Origin of the sequence: Sphingomonas sanguinis (genome assembly GCF_019297835.1) — a bacterium.
Lineage (GTDB): Bacteria > Pseudomonadota > Alphaproteobacteria > Sphingomonadales > Sphingomonadaceae > Sphingomonas > Sphingomonas sanguinis_D.
The window spans coordinates 1,388,179-1,400,892 of the sequence record NZ_CP079203.1 but is presented as its reverse complement, the minus strand read 5'-3'; the positions used below and the strand labels follow the sequence as shown (position 1 = coordinate 1,400,892).

Below are 12,714 nucleotides of genomic sequence, written 5' to 3'. Positions count from 1 at the left end.
GGCGCATGAGGCGGTGGACGCCGCTTATGGCGCCTATCGACTGGACGATCGGGAAAGCTACACGGACTTCCTGATCGCCCATGCCCGCGCCTTGCCTGCGGTCGAGGCCTGGCTAAGTGCGCGTTCGATCGCTTTTCCCTGGCGGCCCCGGCGCGCCTCACTCGCGGCGGACCTGGCGGCCTTGGGGCGGGACATGCCCGAACCTTTTGCCGTCGACTTCGCCGATAGCGAGGCAGCCCGTTGGGGCGCGCTGTACGTGACCGAAGGCTCGCGTCTGGGCGGCGTGATGCTCGCGCGTCAGGTGGGCGAAGGTCTGCCCCGTGCCTATCTTGAATCCGGGTTCGGCGCAGGGGAATGGCGTGACTTTCGCCAGGCGCTGGATGCGGCGGCGGGCGATGCGGCATGGATCGATCGGGCGGTGGTCGCGGCCGACCATGTGTTCGCCTTGTACCGACGGGTCGCATAGCCCCGGCCGGGTACCGCATTGATATCACCCGAATAACAGGAATTGGATCACGCTGGTACGCCAGCGGTCCCATAGCCGTACCCAAAGGCTATTGTGCCATTCGCTATCCCCCTAAGCCGCTGATGAAGAATGATATACTGGAGGGGGCGGGCATGACGCCTTTGAACATCACAAAGAGTGGGCAAAGGCCGAACTTCGACACCGATCTGCAGATTCTCCGCGCGATCGCGGCGCTTCTGGTTGTCATGGACCATTCCATCCAATGGATGCTGATCGGCATGGGCGCTACGCGCGCCGACAATGCGCTGGGTTTCTTCGCGGATGAAATGGGGGCGATTGGTGTCGGGGCGTTTTTCGCGCTCAGCGGCTATATCATGCTGGAAACGAACAAGCGTGGACTGGGAAGCTGGTCCGGGGCGTTGCGGTTCCTGATCCGGCGCATGCTTCGGATCGCGCCGATTTATTATGTCGGCAGCCTGGCGGCATTCCTGCTGTTGACCCGGACGGTTGGTATCCGCGTCACGGAAATGGAATTGCTGACGTCCCTTGGCTTTGTCCCCTATTATTCCGCAATCGAGAACCCTGGATTCTTTCCCGTGCTGGGTGTCGGCTGGACGTTGAACCTGGAGATGTTCTTCTATCTGCTGTTCGCAGGCTGTCTGGCGCTCTTTCCGCCGCAAAAGGGGGCGCTGTTGCTGGTCGCCGTGATCTGCGGTGTCGTCGTAATGGGCCGGGGGCTAGCCGCGATCGGCATGGTCGGACAGCATTCGATCCTCTATTTCTATTCCATGCATGTCATGCTGCTGTTTGCGGCTGGCGTGCTGGTCAGTCGGTTCAAGAACAAAATCGTCGCATGGGCCCAGCCGCTGGCAAGATTCCTGAATTTCTACCTGATCCTGGCCGCGATGCTGGCGATATGTCTGTTCTTCGGTTTCACCGTGGGAAAGCCGGACAGTCTGAGAAAGGCCTTCGAGCTTTCCGCTATCGTCCTGCTCGTGCACGCCGCCTGTTTCGGTATCCCCATGTCCGGGGCGGCGCGACGGCTCTTCGTCTATCTGGGCGATGCGTCCTACGCGCTATACGTCTTCCACTCGCTGTTCCTGATGATGATTCACCACGTCTGGATGCGCTTCGGCAATGGCGGCCACTGGGTGCATTTCCTGCTCAACGTGACCATCGCCATCATCGGCGGCGTGGCGTGTTATCGCCTGATCGAAGTCCCCCTCCGGCGCGGCGTGGAATATCCTGTCAGGCGATGGCTGGAGAAGCGTCTGCCGGTCAGATCGCTGGAGACGTAAGCCTCAATCCGCGATCGGCGCAATCACGATCGCCCGCAGCCCCGGCTGGTTGTCGTCATAGGCGATCGACCCCGACAGCCGCTGCATCATCGCGGCCATCATGCGGCTGCCGAAGCCCCGGCCGTCGCCCGGTGCTTCGCCGTCCCCGGCCCGGCCACGGCCCTCGTCCGCGACGATCAGGCGCAGGCGGTTGCCATATTGCTCCAGCGTGATCGTCACCGGGCCGACCGCGCCGTCATAGGCATATTTGGTGGCGTTGATGATGAGCTCGGTCGTCACCAGCCCCAGGTTGATCGCCCGGTCGGTCGGCATCAGCACCGGCGCCAGATCGAGCCGCATCATCGCGGCCCAGTCGCGGCCCAGTGACTGTTTCATGTCGCCGACCAGATCCTCCAGATAGCGGGCCAGGTCGACCGTCTGAATCTGGTCGTCGCGGTAGAGGCGCCGGTGCACCAATGCCACCGCCGACAGCCGCGCCTGCGCCTCGCCCAGCTGCTCGCGCACGCGGGGATCGTCGGCCGCCTTGGCCTGAAGCGCCAGGAAGGACGAGACGAGCTGGAGGCTGTTCTGGACCCGGTGGTCGACCTCCTTCATCAGCACGTCCTTCTGGAGGAGCAGCGCCTCCTTGTCGTCGAGGGTGCGCTGCAAGGCGGTGTTCAGCCCGCGCAGCCGGTGGTTCTGCGCCGCGTCGTGCAGCGCCCGGCGCAGGCGATGCCCGGCCTCCACCTCTTCCATCGTCCACCGGCGCGACCGGCCGCGCACGGTCTCGCGCCAGCTTTCGAACGAGGTGCGCGGGTTGAGCGTGGCGTCCGGGGTTAGCGCGACGGACTTGTGCGGATTGCCCGCCCATTCGACCTCTTCGACATGCTCGGCGCGGAACCAGAGCAGGGTGACGCCGCCATCGACCAGCGGCAGCGCCAGCACGCCCGCCGCCGTGGCGGCCAGCGCCGCCGCGTCGGGCATCAGCGCGGGCAGTTCATGGGTGAAGAACAGGTCGCCGCCGCCCCGGATTATGGCCCAGCTCGCAATCTCAGGGATGGCGAGGTCGTGCGGGCAGGTGCCGTGCGTCTGCACCTTGCCCTGGTCGACCACGGCAAAGCCGGTCGCGCCCATCATCGCCATCATCTCGGGCATCAGGCGGCGGATGGCGGGCACCGGATCGCCCATGCCGATGATGCGCGGCAACAGGCTGTCCTCCGCCGCGCGCAGCCGCAGCCGCTCGCGATACAGCTCGGCCTCTTCCCTCGCACGGATCTGTCGCGCCAGCGCGCTGGCCAGACCGGCGGCGGCGGCGCGCAGTTCCGGCGACAGGCGGCGGGGCGCGTAATGGTGGCAGGCGATCATGCCCCAAAGCAGACCGTCCTTGACGATCGAGATCGACGCCGACGCCGCCACGCCCATATTCTTCAAATAGCGGACATGGATCGGCGACACGCTGCGCAGGCCGACATCGCTCAGGTCCAGCGTCTCGAACCCCTCGGGGCGGATCGGGGCGGGGACGTAATCGACGTCCGGGATGCTGCGTGTCCGGTTGCGGACGTAGAGCGCACGCGCCTGTTTCGGAATGTCGGAGGCGGGGAAATGGTGATGGAGGAAGGACGGCAGATCGGCCGACCGAGCCTCGGCCACGACGCGTCCGGCGTCCTCGTCCAGAAAGCGGTAGAGCATCACCCGGTCGAACCCGGTCAACATCTGGAAGGTCGTGGCGGCGCGCTCGAACAGCATCGGCAGGTCGGCGGTGCGCTCGAAGCTGGTGACGGCGGCATCGATCCAGCTGAGCGGGCTGCCCTTGCCCCAGGGGGCGTCAGTCATTCCCGCTTCCAGCTCGATCAGCACGCGTTCGCCCGCGATCCGGTGGGCCGTGACCGAAAACCGTTCGGAAATCCCGTCGACCGGCACCGCGGCGACCGCGGTCCCCGGCCCGATCGGCATGTCGGCGACCATCTGCGCGACTTCGCTGCCCAGCAACGTGGCGAGCGGCAGGCCCAGCCATTCGGAAGCGAGCCGATCCTCGATAGGTCCGGCGCCAGCAACGACGTCCAGCGTCGTGGTATCCACCACCAGCAAAAGCCCATGGGGCTGGATCGCACCGGGGATATGGATCGGTTCCCGGTCGCAAGCCGTAATGTCCTGGCCTGGATCGGTTGCGATGGGGCGGGTAGCCATCAGGTTCGGAATTCCTCTCTGCCCGCCACATGCCGGGTTTTGCACCCGGTTGCAAATACATGGATCGTACAATCGATCCGATATGGGAGGAGGTATCGGCGCGACGGAACGAAGATTGCGCGTTTGGGTAATTTACGGTTAAAGCGGCCTACGGACTCAAAGAGCCGTTTGGAGAGGACATGATCGACGATTTCGACTTCGCGCTGGGCGAAAGCGCGGACATGATCCGTGAGGCGACGCGCCGTTTCGCGACCGACCGGATCGCGCCGCTCGCCGCGCGGATAGACGCGGAAGACTGGTTTCCCCGTGACATATGGCCCGAGATGGGCGCGCTGGGCCTGCACGGCATCACCGTCGCCGAGGCCGATGGCGGGCTGGGCCTGGGCTATCTGGAGCATGTCGTCGCGATCGAGGAAGTGTCGCGGGCCTCGGCCTCGCTCGGCCTGTCCTATGGCGCGCACTCCAACCTCTGCGTCAACCAGATCAGCCGCTGGGGCTCGCCTGAGCAGAAGGCGAAATATCTGCCCGGCCTGATCTCCGGCGAGCATGTCGGCAGCCTGGCGATGTCGGAAGTGTCGGCGGGTTCGGACGTCGTGTCGATGAAGCTGCGCGCCACGAAGGTCGAGGGCGGCTGGGTGCTGAACGGCACCAAATTCTGGATCACCAACGCACCCTATGCCGAGACGCTCGTCGTCTATGCCAAGACGGGCGAGGGGAGCCGGGGGATCACGGCCTTCCTGATCGAGAAGGACATGGCGGGCTTCGCGATCGGCCAGAAGATCGACAAGATGGGCATGCGCGGCAGCCCGACTGCCGAGTTGGTCTTCAACGACTGTTTCGTCGGTGATGCGCAGGTGATGGGGCCGGTGAACGGCGGCGTCGGCGTGCTGATGAGCGGGCTCGACTATGAGCGTGCGGTGCTGGCGGGCATCCAGCTGGGCATCATGCAGGCGTGCCTCGACGTGGTGGTGCCTTATGTCCGCGAGCGTCGCCAGTTCGGCCGCGCGATCGGCGAGTTCCAGCTGATCCAGGCCAAGATCGCCGACATGTATGTCGCGCTCAATTCGGCGCGTGCGTACGTCTATGCGGTCGCGCGTTCGTGTGATGCGGGCCGGACGACCCGGTTCGATGCGGCGGGCGCGATCCTGCTCGCCAGCGAGAATGCCGTGAAGGTTTCGCTGGAGGCGATCCAGGCATTGGGCGGGGCGGGCTATACCAAGGACTGGCCGGTCGAACGCTTCGCGCGCGATGCCAAGCTGCTCGACATCGGGGCCGGGACTAACGAAATCCGTCGGATGCTGATCGGCCGTGAGCTGATCGGCAAGCTCGAAAAGGTGGCGCAATGAGCCTTGGGGTGAACTGATGGGTGCCGTCCTTCCCACGCGCATCGGACGCGATGATGCGGCGTTCCGTACCAATGCCGACCATAACCGCGCCCTGGCCGATCGGCTGCGCGCCGACGTTGCCAAGGCCGGTCTCGGCGGCAGCGAAGCGTCACGCGACCGCCATGTGTCGCGCGGCAAGCTGCTCCCCCGCGATCGAGTGGAGCAGTTGCTGGACGCCGGTTCGCCCTTCCTCGAAATCGGTCAGTTGGCGGCGAATGGTCTGTACGACGATGCGGTCCCCGGTGCCGGGGTGATCGCGGGGATCGGCCGGGTGCATGGCCGTCAGGTGATGATCGTCGCCAATGATGCGACGGTGAAGGGCGGCACCTATTTCCCGCTGACCGTCAAGAAGCACCTCCGCGCGCAAGAGATCGCGCTCGAGAACCGGCTGCCCTGCATCTATCTGGTCGATAGCGGTGGCGCGAACCTGCCGCATCAGGCGGAGGTCTTTCCCGACCGCGATCATTTCGGCCGCATCTTCTTCAATCAGGCGCAGATGTCGGCGGCGGGCATCCCGCAGATCGCCTGCGTCATGGGCAGCTGTACGGCGGGCGGCGCCTATGTCCCCGCCATGTCCGACGAGACGGTGATCGTGCGCGGGCAAGGCACGATCTTCCTCGCCGGGCCGCCGCTGGTGAAGGCGGCGACGGGCGAGGTCATCTCGGCTGAGGAACTGGGCGGTGCGGACACCCATGGCCGTAAGTCTGGCGTCGTCGATCATGTTGCCGAGAATGACGATCATGCACTGTCGATCGTCCGCGATATCGTGGAAACCCTGCCGCCGCAGATCCTGCCCGATGTGAACCTCGCTGAGCCGGATGAACCGCTCTATCCAGCGGAGGAACTCTACGGCCTGATCCCGCAGGATGTGCGCGCGCCCTATGACGTGCACGAGGTCATCGCCCGGCTGGTCGACGGATCGCGCTTTCACGAGTTCAAGGCGCTGTACGGTTCGTCGCTGGTCTGCGGCTTCGCGCATATCCATGGCAAGCCGGTCGCAATCCTAGCGAACAACGGCGTGTTGTTTTCCGAGAGCGCGCAGAAGGGCGCCCACTTCATCGAGCTGGCGTGTCAGCGACGTATCCCGCTGCTGTTCCTCCAGAATATTTCCGGCTTCATGGTCGGCGGTCGTTATGAGGCCGAAGGGATCGCCAAGCATGGCGCCAAGTTGGTGACGGCGGTGGCGACCGCGCAGGTGCCCAAGATCACCGTGCTGATCGGCGGCAGCTTCGGCGCGGGCAATTACGGCATGTGCGGGCGCGCCTATTCCCCGCGCTTCCTGTTCACCTGGCCCAATGCGCGGATTAGCGTGATGGGCGGCGAGCAGGCGGCGAGCGTGCTGGCGACCGTCCACCGCGACGCGGACAGCTGGACGCCGGACGAGACCGAGGCGTTCAAGGCACCGATCCGCCAGCGTTACGAGGATGAGGGGAACCCCTGGTACGCGACCGCGCGGTTGTGGGACGACGGGATCGTCGATCCGGCGCAGACGCGGGATGTGCTGGGCCTGGCGCTGGATGCCTGCCTCAATGCTCCCATCGCGGAGGCACCCCGGTTCGGGGTGTTCCGCATGTAATGGTGATGGACCTGACCATCGACGGTGCGACCGTCACGGACGAGGCCGATTTCCATGCCCGTATCCGCGAAGCCTCTGGCGTCGAATGGTATGGCGGTAGTCTGGATGCGCTGTTCGACCTGCTGATTGCGGTCGTCGAGCCGCCGATCACGCTGACCCTCACCAATGCCGCCGCTGCGCGCACGGTGATCGGCGAGCGGTTCGATCGCATCCTGACCGTCATCCTCGACGCCATCACCGAACGCCCGGACGCCATCACGTTAAAGCTGGAATCCTGATGATGAAGAGCCTCCTCATCGCCAATCGCGGCGAGATCGCCTGCCGCATCATCCGCACCGCGCGCGAGATGGGTTTGCGCACGATCGCGGTCTATTCCGAGGCCGATGCCCAGGCGTTGCACGTTCGGATGGCCGACGAGGCCATCCTCATCGGTCCTGCCCCGGCGCGCGAAAGCTATCTCGACGCCGCTCGCATTCTCGATGCCGCGCGGGAGAGCGGAGCGGAGGCGATCCATCCTGGCTATGGTTTCCTATCCGAAAATGCCGCGTTTGCGGAAAGCGTGATCGCCACCGGGCTGGTCTGGGTCGGCCCCGACCCCGACAGCATCCGCGCCATGGGCCTGAAGGACGCCGCCAAAGCGCGGATGATCGCCGCCGGTGTGCCCGTCACGCCCGGCTATCTGGGCGAAGACCAGTCCCTCGACCGTCTTGCCGTTGAAGCCGATGCGGTCGGCTATCCCGTGCTCATCAAGGCGGTAGCGGGCGGCGGTGGCAAGGGGATGCGCCGCGTCGACGACCCCGCCGGTTTCGCCGAGGCGCTGGCGTCCTGCCGTCGCGAGGCGGCGTCCTCGTTCGGCGACGACCGTGTGCTGATCGAGAAATACATCCTCTCGCCACGGCATATCGAGGTGCAGGTCTTCGGCGACCGCCATGGGCAGGTCGTTCACCTGTTCGAACGCGACTGCTCGCTGCAACGCCGTCACCAGAAGGTGATCGAGGAAGCCCCCGCGCCCGGCATGGACGAAGCGACCCGCGAAGCCGTGTGCGGCGCCGCCGTTCGTGCCGCGCAGGCGGTGGACTATGTCGGGGCGGGCACGATCGAGTTCATCGCCGACGCCTCCGAAGGGCTGCGCGCAGACCGCGTGTGGTTCATGGAGATGAACACCCGGCTCCAGGTCGAGCATCCCGTGACCGAAGCGATCACCGGCGTCGATCTGGTCGAATGGCAGCTGCGCGTCGCGGCGGGCGAGCCTTTGCCGATGGCGCAAGAAGACCTCGCTATCCAAGGCCACGCCATCGAGGCGAGGCTTTATGCCGAGGACCCGGCCAAGGGTTTCCTGCCCGCGATCGGCACGCTCGACGTGTTCGACCTAGGCGACGATCCCGCGATCCGCATCGACACCGGGGTCGAGGAAGGGGCGGAGATCACCCTCTGGTACGATCCGATGATCGCGAAAGTCATCGCGCATGGCGACACCCGCGACGAAGCGCGCGAAGCGCTGGCGGATGCGCTGGACGAGGCGGTGATCTGGCCGGTGCGCACCAATGCCGGGTTCCTCGTCGAGGCGCTCGACCATCCCGACTTTGCGAGCGGCCAGGTCGATACCGGCCTGATCGCGCGCGAGGGCGAGGCGCTGATGCCGCCGACCGAACCGTCCGAAGAGGCATTGGCCGAGGCTGCCGCCGCGCTGATCGGGCAGGACGAATTGTCGGGCTTCCGCCTGAATGCTGCACCCCGACGGAGCGCCCGCTTCCTGCTCGACGGGCGCGCCATCACCGTGGACTTCAGCGAGGCGGGCGACGTCCCCCCGGCACCAACCGATGAGGTGCTGATTTCCGAAGGTGGGCAGAGCTGGTCCTTCACCCGCTGGCGCGCCGATGGGCTGGCGGCGGGCGGGGCGGGGGACGGCGCGATCCTGTCGCCAATGCCCGGCCGGATCATCGCGGTTGCGGTGACCGAGGGGCAGGCGGTGAGTGCGGGCCAGCCGCTCGTCACGCTGGAGGCGATGAAGATGGAACATGTCCTGACTGCCCCGTTCGACGGTATCGTGACCGACCTGAAGGCCGAAACCGGCGGTCAGGTGGCCGAAGGCGTCGCGCTGGTCCGTATCGTCGAGGAGGACGCGGCATGAGCGGGCGCTATTTCGACGACTGGACGATCGGCGACCGGATCGAGCATCCGATTCGCCGTACGGTGACCGAGACGGACAATCTGCTCTTCTCGACCATGACCCACAATCCGCAGCCGCTGCACATTGATGCGGAAGCGGCGAAGGCGAGCGAGTTCGGGCAAATCCTCGTCAACGGCACCTTCACCTTCTCGCTGATGGTCGGGCTGTCGGTGGGGGAGACGACGCTGGGGACGCTGGTGGCGAATTTGGGTTACGACGAACTGGTCATGCCTGCGCCGGTCTTCCTGGGCGACACGCTGCGCGCGACGAGCGAGGTGACGGCCTTGCGTGAAAGCAAGTCGCGGCCGGGGGCGGGGCTGGTGACGTTCCGGCACGAGGCGCTGAACCAGCGGGACGAGGTGGTGTGCCGGTGCCTGCGGACGGCGTTGGTCAAGAAGCGGGGGTAGGGGCGTGGCCTTCGACTTCGCTCAGGCTGAACGGAGGTTGGGATTAGCACCTCACTCCGTTCAGCCTGAGCGAAGTCGAAGGCCAAGGGATTACAACCGCGTCCGAACCCCGATCCACACGGTTCGCGGTGTCGCCCGCTCGATCAATCCCGAGCCGCTATACGCCGCCTCAACCCGTGCATCCGCAAGGTTCTCCGCCCGCGCCTCGATCAGCCAGCCGCGCACCACCGGCACCGCCGCATAGGCATCGACCGTCGTCGCGGGGGCAAGCAAGCGGATATTCTGGTCGTCCTCGAATTGTCGCCCGACATGGCGCAGCGTTCCGCTCAACACCGCCCCGCGTTGCTCCACCGCCAGAGTCCCCGAAAACTGGTCGCGTGGTGTCTGGGCCGGGCGCAGGCCATCGAGCGGGGCGGCATTGCCCGACGCTTCCACCCGCGCATCGACATGCGACCAGGACCCGCGCGCGCTGAGCGGGCCATAGGTCCAGTTCGCCTCCAGCTCGAACCCGGCCGAGCGGATCGCGTCGAGGTTCTGCCGCATCCGGTACACGCCATTGCCTGCGACGAAGCCGACCCCCGGAAACGTCCCCGGCCCGCGACCCATCGTCACATTGGCGATCGCATCGGTCAGCCGGTTGACGAAGTACGTGCCCGATAGCCGCACCCCCGCCGCCGGGGTCAGGTCGAACCCGCCCTCGACACCCTCGACCCGTTCGGGGTTCAGCGCGGCATTGGCGGCGGTGGCGTCGGCCCCGGCGCGGAACGGCCGGTAGAGTTCGTTGAGCGTCGGCAGCCGCCAACCCCGATAGCCCGCCGCACGCAGGGTCAAGGGCTGGGCGACGCGCAGCGCTGCCCCCAGCCGTCCGGTAAATTCCTGGCCTGAGCGATTTGGAAAGTCGGTGTCGGTCAGCACCCCGCCGGTCGCCAGCAGGCTCTCGTCCAGCCGCCCGTTTCGGATTTGCCAATCGTCCACCCGCGCGGCGGCGGTGACGGTGAGCGCGCGTGTCTCAACGCTGCCATCGGCGAACAGCCCCATGGTCCGCGTCGCACCACCCGCCTCGCGCCGTCGTGTGGGAAGTCCCGCGACATAGGTATAGAGTTCCTGCGTCCGCCCGCTGGTATCGCGAATGTCGCCGCCCAGCCGCAGCTTCACCGCGTCACCCAGCGGCGGGGAAACCTCGACCCGCCCGCCCAGCCCGGTGGCCGGGACATTATATTGGTCGAGCGTCAGCGTGGCCGCCGTTCGCGCTGCATTTACGCTGGCATAGCGCGACGCGAATTGCCGCGTCTGGACATAGGCCAGCGCCGACCAGCCCCATGCTCCTCGCCCGACCAGCCGGACGCTGGCATCCGCGCCGTCCGAGCGATTGTCGGTGAAGTCCGTCCCCCGGTCGCGCGCGTCGTGGAAGGCGGCGAGGGTCATCTGCAACTCGGTGGCGGGGGCGATGCCGACGACCCCGCGCGCGGCGCCCGAATATTGCTCATAAGGTGCGGGGCGGTCGGCGGGGCCGCGTTGGCCCGCGACGATGGGGATGAAGCCGTCGCCGCGCGCATAGGCGCCCGACACGGTCAGGAACCCGCCGTCCCGGACCAGCGACGCCGACCCTTGCGCATCGACCGAATCGCGGCTGCCATAGGACAAAGCGAGGTCGAGCGGGGAAAGCTGGTCGGGCGTGGCGCTGTCCATCTCGATCGTGCCCGCCAGCGCGCCCGGTCCCCAAAAGCCCGAGCCGCCCCCGCGCGTCACCCGGATGCGTCCCAGTCGCCCGGTCGCATAAGCGGGGAAGACCACCCAGCCGCCGAACGGATCGGCCTGCGGCACACCGTCCAGCACCAGCAGCGCGCGGCTCGATGCATTGCCGCCCAGCCCGCGCAGGGTGATCCCCTGTGAAGTAGGATGGGCGGAACGGCTGTCCGAGCGGCGGAATTGCTGGAGTCCTGCGACATCGGCGAGGACGCTTTCCGGCCGCTGCGAGGCGTTCTGCGTGATCCGGTCGCGGTCGATCGTCACCACGTCCAGCGCGCGGTCTCCCGGCTGGTCGGTCAGGCCCCGGCCGGTGACGATGATGGTGTCGGGTTCGTTGGTTTGGGCGGAGAGGGTGGTGGGGATGAGCGCGAGAACGAGCAGCGGCAGGCGGTGGAATGCGGACATGGTGATGAGATGGTCCCCTTTGCTCCCCTGACAGGGATGTCATGATGGAAGACGAATTAGGTTAGAAACAGGTCCCATCGCCCGTGAGTCTCACGCCCCTCCCGTAAAGGGGAGGGGATGGGGGAGGGCAAGCCACAAGCGATGGCCTCGGTGAGACACCATGCCCTCCCCAAACCCCTCCCGTTTACGGGAGGGGCTTAAAGAAGAATGAGGGGAGGGGCTTAAGAAGAGGTGCGTGCGGACCGGAAACACGGATGACGCGCCCGAAAAAGCCCCTTACAGTCCTGTCATCGTGGCCACCCTGCACACCCTTGCGAACCCTGCGCGTTTCCTGAAGATCGCTCGTCCGCTGACCGGAATTTTCCTGGGGTTGGGCGGCGTCCTGATCGCGGTCGCGGTCTGGGCCGGGCTGGTCGTGACGCCGCCCGATTATCTGCAGGGCGAGACGGTGCGTATCCTCTACATCCATGTTCCCGCCGCCTGGCTGGGCATGGGGGGATGGAGCGGCATCGCCATCGCCAGCCTGTCGCTGATCGTGTGGCGGCATCCGCTGGCACAGGTCGCGGGCCGCGCCATTGCGTGGCCGGGGGCGGTGTTTACGGCCCTCTGCCTTGCCACCGGATCGATTTGGGGGCGGCCGACTTGGGGGACGTGGTGGCAGTGGGATGGGCGGCTGACCTCGATGCTGCTGCTGCTCTTCGTCTATCTCGGCTATATCGCACTTGCGCGCGCCGATGCTGATCGCGGCGGGGATGGGCGAATTCCGGCGCTCTACGGGCTGGCGGGGACGGCATTGCTGCCGGTGATCCGTTACTCGGTCGTCTGGTGGAATACGCTGCACCAGGGCCAGTCGATCGGACTGACCGGCTCCAGCATCGACAAATCCCTGCTCTGGCCGTTGCCCATCGCGCTGGGCGGCTTCACCTTTCTGTTCGCGGCCATCGTGCTGATGCGGATGCGCACCCTGTTGGCGCAGGCCAAGGCCGAGGCGCGGATGCGGCGGATGGCGCGCGCATGAACCAGATGAGTTTCGTGGCGGCGGCCTATGCGGTCATGCTGGGGGGCGCGGGCGTGCTGACGCTCATCAGCTAT

At 66.4% G+C, this 12,714-nt stretch carries 10 protein-coding genes; 8 read left to right on the top strand and 2 right to left on the bottom strand.

Translation table 11 applies throughout. From position 1 onward, the window contains the following. Positions 1–13: 13 nt before the first annotated feature. On the top strand, positions 14–466 hold the full coding sequence (locus KV697_RS06390) for a biliverdin-producing heme oxygenase (protein WP_257575648.1): 453 nt from the start codon (positions 14–16) through the stop codon (positions 464–466). Further along, positions 403–1,764, top strand: a complete 1,362-nt coding sequence (locus tag KV697_RS06385) for an acyltransferase family protein (protein ID WP_219020575.1) — start codon at positions 403–405, stop codon at positions 1,762–1,764. Before KV697_RS06390 ends, KV697_RS06385 begins: the two co-directional genes overlap by 64 nt. Positions 1,765–1,767: 3 nt before the next feature. Here KV697_RS06385 and KV697_RS06380 read toward each other — a convergent pair whose 3' ends face one another. Then, on the bottom strand, positions 1,768–3,930 hold the full coding sequence (locus KV697_RS06380) for a histidine kinase dimerization/phosphoacceptor domain -containing protein (RefSeq protein WP_219020574.1): 2,163 nt from the start codon (positions 3,928–3,930) through the stop codon (positions 1,768–1,770). Between the two features lie 179 nt (positions 3,931–4,109). Between KV697_RS06380 and KV697_RS06375 the strand changes: the two genes are divergently transcribed. The 5 genes from KV697_RS06375 to KV697_RS06355 are packed head-to-tail and all read left to right on the top strand — an operon-like array spanning position 4,110 to position 9,468. After that, positions 4,110–5,276, top strand: coding sequence for an acyl-CoA dehydrogenase family protein (locus KV697_RS06375; RefSeq protein ID WP_219020573.1), 1,167 nt, complete (start codon positions 4,110–4,112; stop codon positions 5,274–5,276). 16 nt (positions 5,277–5,292) lie between these two features. After that, a complete protein-coding gene (locus tag KV697_RS06370) occupies positions 5,293–6,891 on the top strand; it encodes a carboxyl transferase domain-containing protein (RefSeq protein WP_374011393.1) in 1,599 nt (532 codons plus the stop codon). Between the two features lie 5 nt (positions 6,892–6,896). Next, positions 6,897–7,169 carry a barstar family protein gene (locus tag KV697_RS06365; protein WP_219020572.1) on the top strand — a complete coding sequence of 91 codons (273 nt, stop codon included), beginning with the start codon at positions 6,897–6,899 and terminating at the stop codon, positions 7,167–7,169. Next, positions 7,169–9,022, top strand: coding sequence for an acetyl/propionyl/methylcrotonyl-CoA carboxylase subunit alpha (locus KV697_RS06360; protein ID WP_219020571.1), 1,854 nt, complete (start codon positions 7,169–7,171; stop codon positions 9,020–9,022). The genes KV697_RS06365 and KV697_RS06360 overlap by 1 nt, the downstream gene beginning before the upstream one ends. Next, a complete protein-coding gene (locus KV697_RS06355; protein ID WP_219020570.1) occupies positions 9,019–9,468 on the top strand; it encodes a MaoC family dehydratase in 450 nt (149 codons plus the stop codon). The genes KV697_RS06360 and KV697_RS06355 overlap by 4 nt, the downstream gene beginning before the upstream one ends. 90 nt (positions 9,469–9,558) lie before the next feature. On the opposite strand, the gene KV697_RS06350 is transcribed toward KV697_RS06355, so the two are convergent. Next, positions 9,559–11,622, bottom strand: coding sequence for a TonB-dependent receptor (locus tag KV697_RS06350; RefSeq protein ID WP_219020569.1), 2,064 nt, complete (start codon positions 11,620–11,622; stop codon positions 9,559–9,561). Between the two features lie 292 nt (positions 11,623–11,914). On the opposite strand from KV697_RS06350, the gene ccmC reads away from it, so the two are divergent. Continuing rightward, positions 11,915–12,640 carry a heme ABC transporter permease CcmC gene (ccmC, locus tag KV697_RS06345; protein WP_219020568.1) on the top strand — a complete coding sequence of 242 codons (726 nt, stop codon included), beginning with the start codon at positions 11,915–11,917 and terminating at the stop codon, positions 12,638–12,640. Positions 12,641–12,714 lie beyond the last annotated feature (74 nt).